Origin of the sequence: Massilia sp. Root133 (assembly GCF_001426525.1) — a bacterium.
GTDB lineage: Bacteria > Pseudomonadota > Gammaproteobacteria > Burkholderiales > Burkholderiaceae_D > Telluria > Telluria orientalis.
Genome location: NZ_LMEW01000032.1, coordinates 1 through 18,051 on the forward strand (window position 1 = coordinate 1; position 18,051 = coordinate 18,051).

Here is an 18,051-nt window from a genome sequence, read left to right on the forward strand (position 1 = left end):
CTCTTCCGATCTAGTAATTGATCSRAAATGTGCTCTGAGACGTACCGGGTTTAGTGGACATCCCAGATAGAGGACAATACGTTCCCATGGATAAGACTAAACCCGACGCTACCGGACGCAAAAGCTTCACGAAGGCTTTCAAGCAAGAAGCAGTCGCACGTCTGAAGAAAACTGATAACGCGACGGCTCTGGCGCTGGAACTTGGCGTGCGGCGCAACTTGCTCTACAAATGGGCTGAGGCGCTCGAGAAAGCTGGCGCGGAGAAGGCGTTTAATGGCCCGGGGCGGCCGCTGGCGCAGGACGAAGATGAGTTGACCCGACTGCGGAGGGAAAATGAGCGGTTAAAGATGGAGAATGCCATCTTAAAAAAGGCGGACGCGTACTTTGCGAAACGCAAGCCGTGAAGTACGCCTTTGTTCATCAGCACTGCAAAGAGTTTCCAATTGCGATGATGTGTCGGCTGCTGCAGGTAAGCCGAAGCGGCTGTTATGCCTCGCACAGGCGTGAGCCGAGCATACGCAGTCGTGAAGACGTCGCGCTACGTATTCGCATCGAAGAATTGCATGCAAAACAGTGGCGCGCGCCAGGTGTCATCAAGACTTGGCGCCTGCTGCAGGCTGACGGAGTGAACTGCAGCCGTAACCGCGTGGCCAGGATACGCCGGATTGCTGGTATCGAGACGCGACGCATGGCGCGGTTTAAAAAAATGCGGACGTATCAAAAGAGCGAGCCACCCGCAGAAGATTTGGTCAAACGCGAATTTGCCGTAAAGCTGCCCAACCGGGTCTGGGTCGGCGATATGACGCAGATCGCGACAAGAAAAGGGCCGTTGCATCTTGCCGCCTTCATCGACCTGTGCACACGTCGCGTCATCGGCTGGGCCACTGCAACGAGCCAGACAGCCAGGCTGGCCGTGACAGCACTGCAAGCAGGTATTGAACAGCAAAAGCCTGTCGGCGGGCTAATCTGTCATACGGATCAGGGCTCGCAGTTTGCCTCGGCCATGTTTCGCAATCACTTGCAAGACAACCAAATATGCCCGAGCATGAGCCGCAGAGGAAACTGCCACGACAACGCCGTGGCAGAGAGCTTCTTTTCGAACCTGAAGAACGAAGTGACGCACCACACGGTCTATGAAGATCAGCAGTCGGCACTAGCCGCCATCACCGCCTACATCGACGTGTACTACAATCAGCAACGCCTTCATCAGACGCTCGGCTACCGTACGCCGGCCGAAGTCGAAAAAATGCACAGGTGTACCTGATTTAACCTGTCCACCAAACCGGTGCATCTCACTCTGACCCCGAATTAAAAAAGGGCCGCAAGCGCGGCCCGTTTGGTTGGGCCGCGCCTTGCGGCCAAAGGGGANCGCTCGGCTACCGTACGCCGGCCGAAGTCGAAAAAATGCACAGGTGTACCTGATTTAACCTGTCCACCAAACCGGTGCATCTCACTCTGACCCCGAATTTAAAAAGGGCCGCAAGCGCGGCCCGTTTGGTTGGGCCGCGCCTTGCGGCCAAAGGGGATACTCAGAACGTGAAGGGCATCCTGACCATTAGCGTGACGTCCGGTGTATCGCGCGTGAGGCCCGCGCCCACCGATACGCTCAGGGTGCGGTTGTTTTTCAGGCGGTACGAGTACCCGAGCAGCAGCGTACCGAGCTGCACGCGCACGGAACCCGGAATGACCAGGCCGTTCTGGTGCATCCGGCCGACCGAATTGTGGTCGTAGCCGATGCTGAACGACGCCCGCTCGTTCAGCGCGAGACCCATGCCGAAGTTGAAGCCGAATACGTCGCCCGGTTCCACCGTGCCCAGCAGTTCCTTGCTGCCGTTCAGCACGGTGCGGTAGACGTTGCCGCGCTTGAAGTTCTTCGTGTAGCTGAAGCCGCCGAAGAAGATGGCGGGATCGGACGGCAGCAGCCACGTCACGCTCGGCTGCACCGAATAGAAGCCCGAGCCGGTCGGCAGGTCGAGCGGCAGGCCCGTGCCGGTGACGTTCTGGCCCACGCAGCGCGTCTGGCAATCCGTCACGACCTCGAACGGATCGCGGCCCGTGCGCGACTTGAAGCGCAGGCCGGCGATGTAGTACGGCGTGTCGACGCCGCCGTCGTTCAGCTGGTAGCGCCAGCCCAGCTCGATGTCGCCGATGCCCTTGCCGCTCGTCTCGAACGCGCGCTCGGCCGCCGTGCCCGTGAACAGTTCCCGGCTGACGGTCGAATCGCTGCGGTAGACGTACGGGATCTTCGCTTCGAATTCCAGGCGATTGTCGAAGCCGTAGCGGAACGTGGCGGTGGCCGTCGTCGTGTTGCGCTTCACTTCGCGCACGTCCAGCAGGCCGATCAGCAAGGCCGGGATCACCGTGTAGCCGACGAGGGCGACGCGGTTGCTGGACGAATAGCCGTACTGCACGGACGGCTCGAACACGACTTTACCCCGCGGCGTGAGCACGCCCGGGGTCTCGAAGATCGGCGCCACTTCCGGTGTCTTGGGCGCGGGCGGGCGGCCGACGGCATCGTTGCCCGCCTGGGCCTGGCCGCCACCGCCCGTGCCGCGCAGCGGCGCCAGGCGGCCCGGATAGACCGGATCCGCGAACGGCACGGCGAGCCTGGGCGGCGCGTCGAGCGGGCCGGCCTGCACCTGCACGGGCGCGTCGGGCTGGGGCGCCGGCAGGTTGCCGGTGCCGCGCATCCGCTCGAGCTGCGACGGGGCCGCCGCCGTCGCGGTGTTCGCGGGCGGCGCCACGCCGCTCGCGCGCAACTGGCGTTCCAGTTCGTCGACGCGCGCACGCTGCTCTTCCAGCTGTTGTCGCATGATCTTGAGCTGCTCGAGGAGGTCAGGACCGGACTGGGCACCGGCCGGGATGGCCGCGAGGGCCACGCTGACACCAATCACGCCGTACAGCGCTGGAATTTTATGCATAGGTGTTCTCCAGGTAAAAATCCGTCACCTGCCGGTGGCGGCGGTATTGAGCGCGTTCGCGAGGCTGGACTGGAAGTTCATGGACTGCAACAGTCCGCGTGCGTTCACGCTTGCATTGATGATGGTCTGGTTGTTGATCAACTGGTTGTTCAGGCTGTTCTGGATGACGGTGCCGCCCAGCGTCGTGTCGCCCATCTGGACGTTGAACGTGCCGCCGCCGTTCTGGATCAGCCGCACCTGGTTCGCCATGTCGGCGGTCAGCGTACTGTGGCCGCTCGTCAGCTTGCCGAGGTCGCCGAGTTCCAGCTGGCTGCGTTCGGCCACGTTGCCGTTGATCGTGACGATGCGCTCGATGCCGAGCGACACCGCCAGGCCGTTGTCGGTGATGAAACCGCCGCGGTAGTCGTCCAGCGAGTCGGCCGCCACGGCGTTGTCGCTGGTGAACGGATTGTCCGGGCCGCCGGCATAGCCCTGCGTCGCGATCGCGGCGCTGGCCAGCACGAGGCCGATCTGGACGGGGATGCGCATGGGGTCTCCTGTCAAAAGTCGCCGGGACCGAATTTCGGCAGCGTCGTCATGTCGATCGCGGTCCGGGTCACTCCCTCGGCCAGCGGTGCGCGCGGCGCGGCGCGCCAGTCGAGGTCGGCGTTGAACGAAGGCTTGCCGGGCGCGTCGTGGATCACGAACAGCAGCCGGGTCGGCCAGATGGATTCGAAGTGCTCGCGCGTCACGGAGCGCGTGCCGCTGGACGGATCGCCCAGCAGGATGCGCCCGTCGTCCGCGCCCTTGATCACGACGAAGTGGTTGTAGCCCTTCTCGGAGATCAGCACGATGGCGGGCAGTTTGCTGTCGAACAGTTTCTGCAACGGCACCTGGAAGCCGTCCGCCTTGTAGCCGATCTTTGCGAGATAGCGCTGCATGTCCAGCAGCGAAAAGCCTTCGCGCCGGATCTTGGCCTGGTCACCGATCTCCCACATCGCCTTGAAGGCGGTCGTTTCGCTGATCGGATAGCCGTAGTGATAGGTCAGCAGCGTGGCCAGGGCGGCCGAGCCGCAGCTGAAGTCGTATTGCTGGCGGGTCGTCGAGGTGAAGCGCAGTTCGCGCATGCTCTTGACCGGTACGTCGAACCGGGCGCCGCCCGCGATCGGCAGGTCGGCCGCATCCACGCGGGCAGCGCCCGCCAGTGCGCACAGCAGCAGGGGCAGGGCGCCGTACTTCATTTGAACTGCAGGTTGACGATGGTGGCGTTCTGGATCAGGACGTTAGCGCCGCTGTTCTGGATGACCACCGGTATGCCCGACATATTGGCGAACGCGCCGGCATCGATCGTGTTCGACCCCGTGATGACGTTCACCGCGCTGTTGCCGCTCACGACCCCGCCGAGATTCGCGTTGTTGCTGGTGTTGAACGTGTCCGTCCCACCGCGCGAATGCTCCAGCTTGCCCAGGTCGGCGGCGGGGCCGAACCCGAGCGAGTCTTGCGCCTGGGCTGACTTGCCGGCACCGTTGTCGGCACCCGTGGCCGGCTGGGCGGCCGGCGCGCTATCCCGGGCGGGAACCGCGAGTTCCGGTCCTGCCCAGGCCGCGGATGCGCAGACCGCGAGCACAGCGAAGCTGCACACGCGGTTGCTGACGCTACTCTTGAGTGATGACTGCATTCTCTACCCCCGGTTGCATCGAAAAACCGCCGTGCCCGCGGGCACGGCGGTCCTTGGCATTACTTGCCGACAGCCAGGTTGCTCTGGACGTTGACACTCTGCTGGACCAGCGAGGAGAAGCCGTTGTTCTGGCTGATCACCATCACGCCCGCAGCCGACTGGCCGACACCGCTCATGTTGTTGGACATGTCGAAGGACCCGGCATTGACCGTGTTCGAACCGCCGTTGCCGCCGGTGCCCGCACCCCCCAGGCCGCCCGTGCCCACGCCGGCCGTGATGTTGGCCAGTGCGCCGCCTGCGCCGCCGGTGGTCGAGCCGCCCGCGCCGCCTGCGCCGCCGTTGCCGGCGGTCGAATCACCCACGGTTGCCGAACCGGTCGTGGCGCTGCCGGTTGTGGCCGAACCGCCGGCGGCACCTGCGCCTGCCGTGTTCGAGGCCATGCCGCTGGCCGCACCCGCACCGCCTGCTGCGCCGGCACCACCCGCGCCCGAGGTTGCCGTGCCGGCAGCACCTGCGCCGCCTGCGCCCGAGGTCGCCGAACCTGCCGCACCGGCACCGCCCGCGCCGCCGGCGCCGCCCGTGTTGCCGGCAGCGTTGCCGGCCGTCGAGGTCAGGGCTGCGCCTGCGCCGCCTGCCGCGCCGGTCGCTGCGCCGCCTGCGGCGCCGTTACCTGCCATGTTCGAGCCGGCAGCACCTGCGGCGCCAGCACCGCCTGCCGCACCTGCCGCACCCGCACCGCCGGCGCCGCCGGCCGCACCCGCTGCGCCTGCACCGCCCGCGCCGCCGGTCGTGGTGCCTGCCGTCGAGGTCGACGCACCGCTGGTGGTGGCGCCGCCGGTCGAGACGGGCGAACCCGAGGTGGCGGTGCCGCTGGCGCCGCCCGTGCCGCCGTCGGCCGACGAGGAACCGCCGGCGCCCGACGTTGCCCAGCTGCCGCCGGCGCGGGTCATGCCGCCCGTGGCTGCGTTCGATGCGGTCGAGCCGGCATTGCCTGCCGAACCTGCCGCGCCGCCTGCACCGCCCATGCCGCCCATGCCGCCCGCCGCACCTGCGCCGCCCGCGCCGCCTGCCGCACCGGCGCCGCCGGCACCGCCCGTGGCCGCACCGGTCCTGCCGCCGGCGCCGCCCAGGCCAGCCGTCGTGGCACCGCTGGCGCCGCCGTTACCGCCCGACAGGTCGCCGGACGCGCCGCCATTGCCGCCCATCGCGTTGCCGGCCATGCCGCCTGCCGCACCCGCACCGCCGGTGCCCGTGGCTGCGCCGCTGGCCGCACCTGCGCCGCCGGTGGCGGAGACCATGCCGGAGCTGCCGCCGGCACCGCCCGCCGCGCCGCGGCCGCCATTGCCGCTGGTCGCGCCAGTCGCCATGCCGCCTGCGCCGCCCGCACCCGCGGTCGCGCCGCCGATGGTGGCGCCGCCTGCGCTGGCGCCGCCGTTGGTGGCCAGGCCGCCGGCCGAACCGGCTGCGCCGTTCGCGCTGCCCGCGCTGCCGCCCGCGCCGGCGGTCGCCGAGATGCCGCCGCCGGTGCCGGCTGCGCCGTTGCCCGCCGTGCCGGCGGCGCCGTTGGCGTTACCGGTGTTGGTGGCGACGTTGCCGATGTTCGAGATGGTGTTGCCCGACACGCGGCCCGTCAGGTTGGCCGTGTTGTTGGACGACGAGGTGTTGAAGCTGTTCGAGAAGTTCGACGTCGCGGTGCCGCCGTTGTTCACGGCCACGGAGCCGGTCGCGGACGCGGTCGAGTCGCCCGAGCTGTTGTTCTTGCCCGTGCTGTTGTCGTTGTCGCGGTTGGTCGTGGTGGTCGTCGAGTTCGAGACCGTGCGGTTGGTCGAGGTGTTGTTGGTGCTGTTGTTGCTGCTGTCCGACGTGTTGTTCGAGTTACGGGTGCTGTTGTCGCTGTTGTCCGTCGACCGGTTGGTCGTCGTGGTGGTGACGCTGCGGTTGCTGTTGTCGGTGTTCGTGCTGCGGTTGCTGTTGTCGCTGCGGTTGCTGTTGTCGGCCGTGTTGGTGCTGCGGTTGCTGTTGTCGGTCGTCGTGGTCGTCCTGCTGCGGTTGCTGTTGTCGCTGCGGTCGCTGTTGTCGGCCGTGTTGGTGCTGCGGTTGCTGTTGTCGGTCGACGTGGTCGTCGTCGTCGTGTTGGTGCTCTTGTTGTTGTTCTGGTCCGAGTTCGCGGTCGCCGTGCTCGTGTTCGTGCTGTTGTTGCTGCTGTCCGAGGTGTTGGTGCTGTTGTTGCTGCTGTCCGAGGTATTGTTCGAGTTACGGGTGCTGTTGTCGCTGCTGTCCGACGTGCGGGTCGTCGTCTGCGTGACGGTGGCGCCGCCGCCGTTCGCATTGACGCCATCCTGGGCTTGTGCGGTCAGCGAGAATGCCAGCGAAATGGCAGTCACGAGCAAAGTCTTGTTCATTCGAGTTCCCCTCTGGGTTTGATGGTTGGTGATGGGTCGGCTGTAGCGCCGACCTCCATCCCTTTGCAGTTTCAGTGCCAGCCTCACTGCAGAGCTCGCTAACCCGTTGTTTTTGTTGACTTTGTACGGATCTTCCTACACGACTGTCAGAGAAAATCCGGTACGATTTATCGAAAATATCGAAAAACTGTTTCACTTCCGGCACAACTCTGTCCACATACACGCTGCAACACCCAAAAAAAAGTGGACACCTTGTCCACTTGTGCCACATGCCGCACACGCGTCACTCGCGCATGCCGTGCTTGCTCAGCAAACGGTACATCGTCGTGCGCGATACACCCAGGTCGCGCGCCGCGCGGCTCACGTTGTGGCCGCTGCGGTCCAGGCATTCGCGCAGGGCGCGCCGCTCGGAACGCATGCGGGTGTCGTCCAGCGCGGCGGGCGTCGGCGCCATGATCCCGCGCGTCAGCCCCAGGTCTTCCGGCATGATCAGGCGGCCGTCCGACATGACCAGTGCGCGCCGCACCCGGTTGATCAGTTCGCGCACATTGCCTGGCCAGTCGTGGTCGAGGATCGCCTCGATCGCCCGGTTGGAAAAGCCCTTCAGGCGCGGCGATTTTTCGCTCGCGTACATGTGGAAGAAGTACTCGGCCAGCGTGACCAGGTCGTCGCGCCGTTCGCGCAACGGCGGTACCGTCACCGGCAGCACGGCGAGGCGGTAGTACAAGTCCTCGCGGAATGCGCCGCTCGCGACGGCCTGCTGCAGCTGGACGTGCGACGCGGCGATCACCCGCACGTCGACGCGGATGTTGCGGGTACTGCCCAGGCGGCAGATCGTCTTCTCCTGCAGGAAGCGCAGCAGGTTGGCCTGCAGGTCCTTCGGCAGGTCGCCGATCTCGTCGAGGAACAGCGTGCCGCCGTCCGCCGACTCGATCAGGCCGGCCTTGCCCCGCGTCGCGCCCGTGAACGCCCCGCGCTCGTAGCCGAACAGCTCGGAGTGGATCAGGCTCGGCGCGATGGCGCCGCAGTTGATGGGGACGAACGGTCCCGCGGCCCGGTCCGACTGCGCGTGGATCGCCTGGGCCGTCAACTCCTTGCCGCTGCCGCTTTCTCCCCAGATCAGCACGGGCGCCGCGACCTTGGCGACGCGCGACACCTGCGCGCGCAGCCGTGCGATCGCGTCGCAGCCGCCGACCAGCGGCGATGCGGGATCGTCGTGCCCGTCGTTGGCGCTGGGCCGCCGGCGCAGCATCGCCCAGCCGTGCGCATGGCCCAGCGTGTGGGCCAGCCGGACCGGATCGACGGGGGCCGTGTGGTAATCGCACAGGTGCTCCACGACGAGGTCGCGGCAGGGCGCGGATTCGAGATCGCGCGGGCTGAATACGCCGACCCACTGCATATGGCTGTAGCGGCGCAGAAAGGTGTCCACTTCGGCCGGCCGGTGCTGCTCGCGGTCGTGCACGAGCAGGCCGACCAGGTAACGGTCGTTACGCAGTTCGCGCCCGGCTTCGCCGAGGTTGCTGACACTGCGGATCTCCCAGTCGAGCATTGCCTCATTGAGCAGGGCGCGCGCACCCTTGTCATCCGGGGCAATGCACAGCAGGCGCTTTCGGGTCATCCATCCTCCATCGGGTAATCGGCCGGTCCTCGCAACGGCGGCAGACGAATGGGAGAGCCGGCATAATTTCTTGACAAGTGTAACTGGGTGTAACCGAGACTGCTGTTCTGTAGCCTGTTAGCAATTTCTTATTATCAGTTGATCTTTGTTTAATATTATGCCGCTCGTGAAATATTCGTGGCGGACGATAGATATCGACCGGTGGTTACAATTAGTCACAATCGTGTAACCGATCCTCGTCGTGGTCAAGGAAATAACTGCCGCCGTGTGGCTTTTTCCCGATTGCGGAAGGGGAACCCCCCATCGCTGGGGGGAGGTGGCGGCAGGGACGGGTCAAAAACCGAACGGCATGCGGACCGTGAGGGTCACGTCCGGCGTGTCGCGCGTGAGACCTGCGCCCACGGACACGTTCACGGTGCGGTGCGCATCGAGGCGGTACGACGCGCCGAGCAGCAGCGTGCCCAGCTGGATGCGGACGGAACCGGGGATCACCTGGCCGTTCTGGCGCGTGCGGTCCACGGCGCTGTGGTCGTAGCCTAGGCTCAGCGACGCCTTGTCGTTCAGGGCAAGGCCCATGCCAAGATTGAATCCGAGCACGTCGCCCGCCTTGATGTCGCCCAGCGGTTCGCGCTGGCCGGCGAGGACCGTGCGGTACACGTTGCGGCGCTGGAAATTGCGGGTATAGCTGATGCTGCCGAAGAACACGGCCGGATCGGACGGCAGCAGCCATGTCAGGCTCGGCTGCAGTGAGCGGAATCCTGACCCGGTGGGCAGCGTCAGCGGGAGCCCCGTGCCGGTGACGTTCGCGCCGACGCAGCGCGTTTGGCAATCCGTCACGACGGCGAACGGATCGCGGCCGGTGCGCGCTTTGTAGCGCAGGCCGCCGATGAAGTAGGCACGGTCGGGTCCGCCCGCATTCAGCTGGACGCGCGCCGCCGCCTCGACGTCGCCGAGGGCCTTGCCGCTCGCGTCGAACGCACGCTCCGCCGCCGTGCCCGTGAAGATCTCGCGGCTGACGGTCGAGTCGGTGCGGTAGACATACGGGATCTTCGCTTCCAGTTCGACGCGGTTCCCGAGCCCGTAGCGGAGAGTGACCGCCGCCGTCGTCGTGTTGCGCTTCACTTCGCGCACGTCCAGCAGGCCGATCAGCAGCGCCGGGATCACCGTGTAGCCGACCAGCGCCACGCGGTTGCTGGACGAATAGCCGTACTGGATCGACGGCTCGACCACGACGCGCCCACGCGGCGTCAGCACGCCCGGGCTCTCGAAGATGGGGGCGACCTCGGGCGCCCGCGCGGATCCCTGTGGCGCGGGCCCGACCGCACCCGGCGGCGGCGCCGCATCGGCCGCCGTGCCTTTGCCGCGGACGTCGTCCAGCCGGGACGCGCCGAGCTGCCGTTCGAGCGCGTCGATGCGGGCGCGCTGCTGGTCGAGTTGTTGTCGCATGGCCCGTAGCTGGTCGATGAGTTGCGCCTGCTGGGCCGCGGCGGGCATGCAGGTCATGATGAGGCCGAGGCCGAGCGCGCCTGGTAGCGCGGGAAACATTCGCATGGTGATGGGCTCCGCACTGGGGCCGCTACCTGCCGGCGGCGGCCGCGTTGATGGCATTCGCCAGCGTCGACTGGAAGTGCATGGTCTGCAGCAGGCCTTGCGTGGCGACGCTCGCGTGGATGATGGTGGCCGTGCCGATCGCCCGGTCGTTCTGGCTGTTCTGCACGACGGTGGCCAGACTGTCTGCGCGTGGCACCGCCTGGCCGGCAATGAGCCGGCCGAGGTCGCCGAGCCGCAGTTCGCTGCGCGCGACGACCTGGCCGTCGACGGTCACGATGCGCTCGATGCCGAGCGAGACGGCGATGCCGGACGCGGTGGTGAAGCCGCCGCGGGCGCCGGCGAGCTCGGCCTGGCCAACGGCCGCGGCCGTCGAGAACGGGTTCCCGGGCGGCGCCGCGCGCGCGGACGCGACGGCGAGCAGCAGCGCAAGGAGGATCGATGGGCGCATGAGGTCTCCTTCAGAAATCGCCGGGTCCGAATTTGGGCAGGTCGACGCCGCCCTGGCTCGTCCGGGCCACCGCGTCGGCCAACGGCGCACGCGGCGCCGCGCGCCAGTCGTCGGCGAGGTTGAAGTGCGGTTCGCCGGGCGCCGTGTGGATCACGAACAGCAACCGGGTCGGCCAGATGGCTTCGAAGCGGGCGCGCGGCAGCGACCGTGTCCCGCTGGATGGGTCGCCCAGCAGCACGCGGCCGGCGCCGTAGCCCTTGATCACGACGAAGTGGTTGTAGCCCTGTTCCGTGATGAGGACGATGGCCGGCAGGCCGGCCTCGACGAGCTTGTCGAGCGGCAGCCGGAAGCCGTCCGCCTGGAAGCCGTTCGCCGCGAGATAGCGCTGCATGTCGAGCAGCGAGAAGCCTTCGCGCCGGATCTTGTCCTGGTCGCCCTGGGCCCACATCGCCGCGAACACGGTGCTCTCGCTGACCGGGAAGCCGTAATGGTGGGTCAGCAGCGTGGCGAGCGCGGCCGAGCCGCAGCTGAAGTCGTACTGCTGGCGCAAGGTCGACGCGAAGCGCAGCGCCTGCATGCTGCGTACGGGCACGTGGAAAGCGCCGCCTGCGACCGGCAGCTCGGCCGCGTGGACGGCACCCGCGGCCAGCAGGGAAACGAGCAGCCGTCTCATTTGAATTGCAGGTTGATGATGGTGGCGTTCTGGATCAGCACGTTCGCACCGCTGTTCTGGATGACGACGGGGATGCCGGCCATGTTGGCGAACGACCCGGCATCGATGCTGTTGGCGCCGGAAACGACGTTGACGGCCGTGTTCGCGGCGACGGCGCCGTCGATGCGCGCGTCGTTGCGGGTGTCCGTGCCGCCGCGCTGGCGGGCCAGCAGCCCGTCTTGCCGGTTGGCCTGCGCGGCGATCGCGTTCCCGGGCCGGAACAGCGCGCGGGCTGCGGCGCGGGCGGCGGGGGCCGTGTCCGTACCGGCCCAGGCGGCCGGCGCAAGCAAGGCGATGCTGCACACGCCCACGATCAAGGTTTGAATCATTCGATGCATACTCGACTCCGATGATGGAAAACTGCCGTGCCCGCGGGCACGGCAGTCGCACGGCGCGTCAGTGGCCCAGCGCCAGGTTGCTCTGGACGTTCACGCTCTGCTGGACGAGCGACGAAAGGCCGGAGTTCTGGCTGATCACGAGCACGCCTGCGGCCGACTGGCCGGTGCCGGTCATCTTGTTCGACAGGTCGAACGTGCCGGCGCTCACGCTGTTCGTGCCGCCGTTGCCGCCGCTCGCGCCGCCGCCCGCGCCGCCGACGCCGTAGCCGGCCGTGATCGAGTCCAGCGCACCGCCGGCGCCGCCGGTGTTCGTGCCGCCGGCACCACCGTGGCCGCCCGCGCCGCCGTAGGTATTGCCCACGGTGGCCGGGCCGTTCGCTGCCGCGCCGCCCGTCGCGTCGCCGCCATATGCGCCGGCGCCGCCCGTGGTGGTGGCATAGCCGCTCGCGCCGCCCGCGCCGCCGGCGCCGCCATGGCCGCCGGCACCCGCCGTCGCGCTGCCGCCGCCGGCCCCGCCGCCGGCGCCGCCCGTGCCTGCAGCGCCATTGCCGGCGGTACTGGTGGTCGCACCGCCGTCGCCGCCGCGGCCGCCCGCCGCTGCACCGCCGGCCCCGCCATAGCCGGCGCCCGTCGCCGCTGTGCCTCCGGCGGCGCCACTGCCGCCGCTGCCGAACAGGCCGCCGCCGCCGCTGCCGCCGGCGCCGCCGGCCGCCGCACCGCTGGCGCCAGCGCCGCCCGTACCGCCGAACGCGCTGCCGCTGGGGCCGCCATTCGATCCGACCGGGAGGCTCGCGCCGCCACTGCCGCCGGCGCCAGCGCCGCCCGTCCCGCCGATGCCGCCACCGGCCAAGCTGCCGCTCGCGCCGCCTGCGCCGCCGGCGGCCCCCGCACCGCCCGCGCCGCTCGCGGCGGCGCCGGCCGCGCCACCTGCGCCGCCGGGACCGGCGAAGGCCGTGCCGCCGGTCGCGGGACCGTTGACCGCACTGCCGTTGGTCGCCGTGCCGCCCGCCGCGCCGGCCGCGCCGCTGGCGCCCGTCGCGGTGCCGCCGAAGCCGCCCGTGGCGGTGAGCGCGCCGCCCGTGCCCGCGCCGCCCGCGCCGCCGGCCGCGCCGGCACCGTTGGCGCCGCCGTTGTTCACTGCCGTGTTGCCGATGCCGCCGATCGTGTTGCCGCCCACGCTGCCGGTCAGTGTCGTGGTGGCGTTGGCTGTCGATGTGCTGGAGGTCGTCGATGTCGCGTTATGGAGGCTGTAGTCGTTCTGCGTGACGTTTGTCGTCGCGTGGTCGTACGTCGTGCTGGTGTTCGTGGCGGTACCGGCGTGGGCGCTGATCGAATAGGCAAGCGCCAGCGCGGTGACGAGCAAGGTCTTCTTCATTCGGTTTTCCTCTCTGATGTGGGTCTGTGACGTGCCGGCGCGTGCGCACCGGCCCTCATCCATTCGCAGGATCGGTGCCACCTCGCGGCTGCTCGCGCCAAGTCGTTGATTTCTGTTGACCTCGTCGGACGCTTCCGAAGGGCTCGTCGGAATGCCGGCGAGATCCGCTGGCGCCGCTTGCCGACAGGGTGTCAACGCGGCGGTACAGGTGCGTCGCGCAGCGCCAGCCAACGCACGAGCTTGTCTGGACAGTGCCCGGCAGCGCCACGGGCGCCGGGGGTCACGGCTGGATGCCGTGCTTGCTCAGGAGCCGGTACAGCGTCGTGCGCGACACGCCCAGCTCACGCGCGGCGCGGCTGACGTTGCGGCCGCTGCGCTGCAGGCATTCGCGCAGGGCGAGCCGCTCGGTGCGGGCACGGACGTCGTCCAGCGCGCTCGTCGTCACGCGCGCGGATTCCAGCCCCAGGTCCTGCGGCATGACGAGGCGGCCGTCCGCCATCACGAGGGCGCGCCGGACCCGGTTGATGAGCTCGCGGACATTGCCCGGCCACGCGTGGTCCAGCAGCGCCGCGACGGCGCGGCTGGAAAATCCCGTCAGCCGCGGCGACCGCTCGTCGGCATACAGGCGGAAAAAATGTTCGGCCAGCGTGACGACGTCCTCGCGCCGTTCGCGCAGCGCCGGCACGGTGACGGGCAGCACCGCGAGCCGGTAGTACAAGTCTTCGCGGAAATCTCCCCCGGCGACGGCACGCTGCAGCTGCACGTGCGACGCGGCGATCACGCGCACGTCCACGCGGAGCGCGCGTGTGCTGCCCAGCCGGCAGATCGTCTTCTCCTGCAGGAAGCGCAGCAGGTTCGCCTGCAGATCCTTCGGCAGGTCGCCGATTTCGTCGAGGAACAGGGTGCCGCCGTGGGCCGATTCGATCAGCCCGGCCCTGGCGCGCGCCGCCCCGGTGAACGCCCCTCGTTCGTAGCCGAACAGTTCGGACTGGATCAGGTTCGGCGGCATGGCGCCGCAATTGACCGGCACGAACGGCCCGCGGTCACGCGCCGACTGCGCATGGATCGCCTGCGCCGTCAGCTCCTTGCCGCTGCCGCTTTCGCCCCAGATCAGCACCGGGGCGTCGACGCGGGCCACGCGCGCCACCTGCGCGCGCAGGCGGACCATCGCATCGGCCCGGCCGACCAGCAGGCCGGCGTCGTCCTGCGGCGCGGATGGTCGCCGCAGCTGCGCCCACCCGTGGGCATGGCCGAGCGTCCAGGCCAGCCGGCGCGGGTCGACGGGCTCCGTGTGGTAGTCGGCCAGGTGTTCGACGATGAGGTCGCGGCAGGCCGCGTGGTCGACGTCGTGCGGGCGGAACACGCCGATCCACGCCGTGTCGCGGTGGCGCCGCAGGAAACCGTCGAGATCGAAGGACCGCAGCAGCGCGCGTGTGCGCAGCAGCAGGCCGACGGGATAGCCGTCCGCGCGCAGCACGCGGTCCGCATCGGCCAGGTTGTCCACGCAACAGGTGTCCCAGTCGTGGATGGGACCGGTCATGAGCGCGGCGGTGTGCGCGTCGTCGGGAGCGATGCAGAGCAGGCGCTTGCGCATGGTCCACCTCCAGGAGCATGGCCGGTCCGCGCCATGGCCGATCACGGCGGGACGGCCGCGAGTTGCGTGCGCACGGACACCGTGCGGCCCTGCCTCCTGGTACGGCTTGTCAAGGCGCCGTTACGGCCATCTTAACGGGACAGGCGCGCACACCGCAGGCAGGCGCGGCCTGGAAGCGACAGGCTCGTGCGAAGGCACGAGCGCGCTGGACGAATGGAGAAAAAAAATGGAGAAAAGCGTCAGCGGACGCGCCGGACCTTGGGCGAGGCGTTGGTGCCTTCGATCTCCAGGAACAGAGTGCCGAACATATTGCGCACGATCTTGACCGGCGGATTGCTCACCGGCGCAAGGTCCGCCGAGCTGCCGTCGACCACTTTCCACACCTGGCCGTTGGCGAGGGTGAACAGCGTGGCCGGGCCCCAGCCGGCGACCGTGCCGACGATCGTGCTCTCGATCGAGCGAGCCGGTTCCTCGGGCGTCTTTTGCTCGAGGCCGAAGGCTTGCGCGGCCGCGGCCGCCGGACGCGCTGCGGCGGGAATCGCGTCATAGCAGCCCAGGCGCGCGGCGCCGTCGGCCAGCTTGCGGCATGCCAGGATGGCGGCATCGTCGGCCAGGGCCACGCCCGTCGCGCCCAGCAGGGCCAGCAGTAGAGAAGTGCGCAGGATCATCAAGGGCCTCATGCGCGCGGACGCTGGCGGTGGAAGACGAGCGGGCTGTACGGAATGGCGGACGGCGGCGGCGAATTCAGGATGCCTGGTTTCATCGCGCCCATCACGTGCATCTCGCACGGCTTGCAATCGAATTTCAGCGTGTAGGTTTCGTCGCCGGACACGAGCGTCATCGGCTCCGCCCGCACCTGGCCCTGCACGCCCTGCACACCCTTGGCCTGCTTGGGGCACAGGTTGAACGAGAAGCGCAGGCAGTGCTTGGTGATCATCAGCGACACTTCGCCCGGTTCCTCGTGCGATTCGTACGCGGCCGCGATCAGCTGCACGCCGTGCTTGCGGTAGAACGCGCGCGCCTTCTCGTTGTAGACATTGGCCAGGTAGCTGAGCTGGGTGTCCGGATACGCGGCCGGCGGTTCGACCGGCTGCGCGCGCTCGGGACGCTGCCACGCCGCGAGGCGCGCCGCTTCCTGGGCGGCGATGGCATCGCGGCGCAGGCCGTTGATGGCGCTCGCCGGCACGAACCACGGCTGCGACAGGCTGACGGCTATCGTGCCCGCCTCGAACATCGTGTTGCCCAGCTTGGCGAGGCTCGCGCGCAGGCCCGCCAGCGCCTGGTCGGCCTGCTGGGCCGGCTGCAGCGCGAGGCTGGCCGCGGTCGTCGTCGTGATGCCGTCCTCGTCGGTGACGGTCAGGCGCAGGCCTTCGGCCGTGTCTTCCAGCCGCAGGTCCGCGCGCACCTTGCGGTCGGACGATTTCTTGTTGAGGGCCGCTTCCCACTGGTGGTCGCGGTTGCGGTGGATGACGGTGCCGACCTTCAGGCCCGGCAAGGTGGCCAGGCCCTCGTTCGGGAACACGCGCCAGCGCTGGCCGTCTTCGTCCTCCGACAGTTTTTGCACGGTGTTCGCCTGGATGCCGACCGTCTCGCGCTTGTGCATGTAGTTCAGGCCGTCGCCATTGGCCATCGGCGAATTCGTGACGAGATCGAAATTGTCGCCGCCGATGCGCGCGACGGTGCCCAGCTCCACGCCCACGTACTTCGGCGAATCGAACGCACCGATGGTCTGCTGGCGGCCCTGGGCGAAATAATCCGTGTGGCCGCGGTGGAAGTTCTTGTCGACGTCCGGCGTGAACATCACTTGCGTACGGCCGCTCGACGCGCGCGCCAGTTCCGGACGGCGTTCCAGGATCTCGTCCAGCAGCAGGCGGTAGTGAGCGGTGATGTTCTTCACATAGCCCATGTCCTTGTAGCGGCCTTCGATCTTGAAGGAGCGGATCCCGGCGTCGACGAGCGCTTCCAGGTTGCGGCTCTGGTCATTGTCCTTCATCGACAGCAGGTGTTTTTCGTAGGCGACGACGCGGCCCTGGCCGTCCGACAGCGTGTACGGCAGGCGGCACGCCTGCGAGCAGTCGCCGCGGTTGGCGCTGCGGCCCGTGTCCGCGTGCGAGATGTAGCACTGGCCGGAGAACGCGACGCACAGCGCGCCGTGGATGAAGTATTCGAGCGGCGTGTCGACCTCGGCGCGGATGGCCTTGATCTGTTCGATGGTCAGCTCGCGCGCCAGCACCAGCTGCGAAAAGCCGACCTGCGACAGGAACTTCGCCTTTTCCACGGAGCGGATGTCGCACTGCGTGCTCGCGTGCAGCTGGATCGGCGGCAGGTCCAGTTCGAACATCGCCATGTCCTGCACGATCAGCGCGTCGACGCCGGCATCGTACAGCTGGCGGATCTGCTGTTCGGCCGTTTCCAGTTCGGCGTCGTGCAGGATCGTGTTCATGGTGACGAAGATGCGCGCGCGGTAGCGGTGCGCGAATTCGACGAGGCCCGCGATGTCTTCCAGCGTGTTGCTGGCGTTGTGGCGCGCGCCGAATGCGGGACCGCCGATGTAGACCGCGTCGGCGCCGTGCAGGATGGCTTCGCGGCCGATCTCGGCGGTTTTGGCGGGGGACAGCAGTTCGAGCTGGTGGGCGAGCAGTGACATGGCGGGTGATCCTGGCTGACGAAGGCGGAAATTATAGCCAGATCAAGGGCTTATGTCACCGTTCGGCGTGCACCTCGACGTGCAGGACGTCTTCGATGGCCGTGCGCAGCGCCTCGGGCGCCACCGGCTTGGGCAGAACGGGGATGTCGTCCGGCAGGCCCATGGCCCGGATCGTGGCCGGATCCAGCCCGCTCGTGACGACGATGGCCATGTCGCGGTAGGCCTCGCTCGCGCGCAGCGTACGGATCATGCGCAGGCCGTCCACGCCCGGCATGCTGAGGTCGCCGACGAGCAGGTGCGGCCGCGTCTCGCCGATGCGGATCAGCGCTTCGAAACCGTTGCCGACCCGGACGACGTCCAGCGGCAGGTCCCAGCCGGACATCGCCCCCTCGTACCGCGCCATGGTCGACGCGTCGTCGTCCACGAGCAGCACCTTGTAGCGCGCGGGCGCCGTACGCTCCAGCATCGCCTGGCGCCGGCGCTCGACGTGGCGTTCGATCGACGCCAGCGCGATGCGCCGGTGGCCGCCGGCCGTCTTCCACGCTTCCAGGGTGCCGCTTTCCACCCACAGCTGCACCGTGCGGTGCGACACGCCCAGCATGGCGGCAGCCTGCCGGGTATTGCAGTAGGCGGCGGCGTCGAAACCGGGTTCCGGTGAGGTCGGGCGGTGGGGCGATGTCATGGCTGCCAGATCATGTTGTTTGAAAGATTCCGTCTGATGCACTTAGGAATCTATCAAATAATCACAATCTATGACAGCAATATTTACGCGCCAATACCAAAATGGC

The 18,051-nt window shown here is 68.2% G+C and carries 17 protein-coding genes; 2 read left to right on the plus strand and 15 right to left on the minus strand.

Annotated elements, in window-relative coordinates; translation table 11 throughout:
- Positions 1-86 precede the first annotated feature (86 nt).
- Positions 87-404 carry a transposase gene (locus tag ASD28_RS20670; RefSeq protein WP_056132584.1) on the plus strand — a complete coding sequence of 106 codons (318 nt, stop codon included), beginning with the start codon at positions 87-89 and terminating at the stop codon, positions 402-404.
- Positions 401-1,264, plus strand: a complete 864-nt coding sequence (locus ASD28_RS20675; protein ID WP_056132588.1) for an IS3 family transposase — start codon at positions 401-403, stop codon at positions 1,262-1,264. The genes ASD28_RS20670 and ASD28_RS20675 overlap by 4 nt, the downstream gene beginning before the upstream one ends.
- Positions 1,265-1,529: 265 nt before the next feature.
- Here the strand turns inward: ASD28_RS20675 and ASD28_RS20680 are convergent, their stop codons facing one another.
- From ASD28_RS20680 to ASD28_RS20750, 15 genes are all read right to left on the minus strand, one after another.
- Complete coding sequence (locus ASD28_RS20680; RefSeq protein WP_056132591.1) at positions 1,530-2,921, minus strand: autotransporter outer membrane beta-barrel domain-containing protein; 1,392 nt, start codon at positions 2,919-2,921, stop codon at positions 1,530-1,532.
- A gap of 24 nt (positions 2,922-2,945) precedes the next feature.
- Positions 2,946-3,449 (minus strand): hypothetical protein, encoded by a 504-nt coding sequence (locus ASD28_RS20685; protein WP_056132594.1) that lies wholly within the window; start codon positions 3,447-3,449, stop codon positions 2,946-2,948.
- Between the two features lie 11 nt (positions 3,450-3,460).
- Positions 3,461-4,141, minus strand: a complete 681-nt coding sequence (locus ASD28_RS20690; protein ID WP_056132597.1) for a C39 family peptidase — start codon at positions 4,139-4,141, stop codon at positions 3,461-3,463.
- Positions 4,138-4,578, minus strand: coding sequence for a hypothetical protein (locus ASD28_RS20695; RefSeq protein ID WP_156403925.1), 441 nt, complete (start codon positions 4,576-4,578; stop codon positions 4,138-4,140). Before ASD28_RS20695 ends, ASD28_RS20690 begins: the two co-directional genes overlap by 4 nt.
- Before the next feature lie 59 nt (positions 4,579-4,637).
- Complete coding sequence (locus tag ASD28_RS20700; protein WP_156403926.1) at positions 4,638-6,980, minus strand: hypothetical protein; 2,343 nt, start codon at positions 6,978-6,980, stop codon at positions 4,638-4,640.
- Between the two features lie 283 nt (positions 6,981-7,263).
- Positions 7,264-8,598 carry a sigma-54 dependent transcriptional regulator gene (locus tag ASD28_RS20705; RefSeq protein WP_056132605.1) on the minus strand — a complete coding sequence of 445 codons (1,335 nt, stop codon included), beginning with the start codon at positions 8,596-8,598 and terminating at the stop codon, positions 7,264-7,266.
- A 333-nt stretch (positions 8,599-8,931) separates the two neighbouring features.
- Positions 8,932-10,149, minus strand: a complete 1,218-nt coding sequence (locus tag ASD28_RS20710; RefSeq protein WP_373994810.1) for a PspA/IM30 family protein — start codon at positions 10,147-10,149, stop codon at positions 8,932-8,934.
- Positions 10,150-10,174: 25 nt separating this feature from the next.
- Positions 10,175-10,597 carry a hypothetical protein gene (locus ASD28_RS20715; protein ID WP_056132608.1) on the minus strand — a complete coding sequence of 141 codons (423 nt, stop codon included), beginning with the start codon at positions 10,595-10,597 and terminating at the stop codon, positions 10,175-10,177.
- Positions 10,598-10,607: 10 nt separating this feature from the next.
- Positions 10,608-11,270 carry a C39 family peptidase gene (locus tag ASD28_RS20720; protein ID WP_056132611.1) on the minus strand — a complete coding sequence of 221 codons (663 nt, stop codon included), beginning with the start codon at positions 11,268-11,270 and terminating at the stop codon, positions 10,608-10,610.
- A complete protein-coding gene (locus ASD28_RS20725) occupies positions 11,267-11,638 on the minus strand; it encodes a hypothetical protein (RefSeq protein WP_229412238.1) in 372 nt (123 codons plus the stop codon). The genes ASD28_RS20720 and ASD28_RS20725 overlap by 4 nt, the downstream gene beginning before the upstream one ends.
- A gap of 67 nt (positions 11,639-11,705) precedes the next feature.
- Entirely contained in the window at positions 11,706-13,022 is a 1,317-nt protein-coding gene (locus ASD28_RS31965) for a hypothetical protein (RefSeq protein WP_056132617.1), read from the minus strand.
- Between the two features lie 280 nt (positions 13,023-13,302).
- A complete protein-coding gene (locus tag ASD28_RS20735; protein WP_082577086.1) occupies positions 13,303-14,616 on the minus strand; it encodes a sigma-54 dependent transcriptional regulator in 1,314 nt (437 codons plus the stop codon).
- A gap of 239 nt (positions 14,617-14,855) precedes the next feature.
- Positions 14,856-15,284, minus strand: a complete 429-nt coding sequence (locus ASD28_RS20740) for a hypothetical protein (RefSeq protein ID WP_056132621.1) — start codon at positions 15,282-15,284, stop codon at positions 14,856-14,858.
- Positions 15,285-15,292: 8 nt separating this feature from the next.
- Positions 15,293-17,263: a U32 family peptidase gene (locus ASD28_RS20745; RefSeq protein WP_056132623.1), complete on the minus strand. Its 1,971-nt coding sequence runs from the start codon at positions 17,261-17,263 to the stop codon at positions 15,293-15,295.
- A gap of 55 nt (positions 17,264-17,318) precedes the next feature.
- Entirely contained in the window at positions 17,319-17,945 is a 627-nt protein-coding gene (locus ASD28_RS20750) for a response regulator (RefSeq protein ID WP_056132626.1), read from the minus strand.
- Between the last annotated feature and the right edge of the window lie 106 nt (positions 17,946-18,051).

Excerpts from the sequence above, each read along its gene's own strand:
- ASD28_RS20670 (WP_056132584.1), top strand. The coding sequence starts at position 87 with ATGGATAAGACTAAACCCGACGCTACCGGACGCAAAAGCTTCACGAAG.
- ASD28_RS20735 (WP_082577086.1), bottom strand. The coding sequence starts at position 14,616 with ATGCGCAAGCGCCTGCTCTGCATCGCTCCCGACGACGCGCACACCGCC.
- ASD28_RS20680 (WP_056132591.1), bottom strand. The coding sequence starts at position 2,921 with ATGCATAAAATTCCAGCGCTGTACGGCGTGATTGGTGTCAGCGTGGCC.
- ASD28_RS20685 (WP_056132594.1), bottom strand. The coding sequence starts at position 3,449 with ATGCGCATCCCCGTCCAGATCGGCCTCGTGCTGGCCAGCGCCGCGATC.
- ASD28_RS20715 (WP_056132608.1), bottom strand. The coding sequence starts at position 10,597 with ATGCGCCCATCGATCCTCCTTGCGCTGCTGCTCGCCGTCGCGTCCGCG.
- ASD28_RS20745 (WP_056132623.1), bottom strand. The coding sequence starts at position 17,263 with ATGTCACTGCTCGCCCACCAGCTCGAACTGCTGTCCCCCGCCAAAACC.
- ASD28_RS20710 (WP_373994810.1), bottom strand. The coding sequence starts at position 10,149 with ATGCGAATGTTTCCCGCGCTACCAGGCGCGCTCGGCCTCGGCCTCATC.
- ASD28_RS20750 (WP_056132626.1), bottom strand. The coding sequence starts at position 17,945 with ATGACATCGCCCCACCGCCCGACCTCACCGGAACCCGGTTTCGACGCC.
- ASD28_RS20725 (WP_229412238.1), bottom strand. The coding sequence starts at position 11,638 with ATGATTCAAACCTTGATCGTGGGCGTGTGCAGCATCGCCTTGCTTGCG.
- ASD28_RS31965 (WP_056132617.1), bottom strand. The coding sequence starts at position 13,022 with ATGAAGAAGACCTTGCTCGTCACCGCGCTGGCGCTTGCCTATTCGATC.
- ASD28_RS20690 (WP_056132597.1), bottom strand. The coding sequence starts at position 4,141 with ATGAAGTACGGCGCCCTGCCCCTGCTGCTGTGCGCACTGGCGGGCGCT.
- ASD28_RS20705 (WP_056132605.1), bottom strand. The coding sequence starts at position 8,598 with ATGACCCGAAAGCGCCTGCTGTGCATTGCCCCGGATGACAAGGGTGCG.
- ASD28_RS20740 (WP_056132621.1), bottom strand. The coding sequence starts at position 15,284 with ATGATCCTGCGCACTTCTCTACTGCTGGCCCTGCTGGGCGCGACGGGC.
- ASD28_RS20720 (WP_056132611.1), bottom strand. The coding sequence starts at position 11,270 with ATGAGACGGCTGCTCGTTTCCCTGCTGGCCGCGGGTGCCGTCCACGCG.
- ASD28_RS20700 (WP_156403926.1), bottom strand. The coding sequence starts at position 6,980 with ATGAACAAGACTTTGCTCGTGACTGCCATTTCGCTGGCATTCTCGCTG.
- ASD28_RS20695 (WP_156403925.1), bottom strand. The coding sequence starts at position 4,578 with ATGCAGTCATCACTCAAGAGTAGCGTCAGCAACCGCGTGTGCAGCTTC.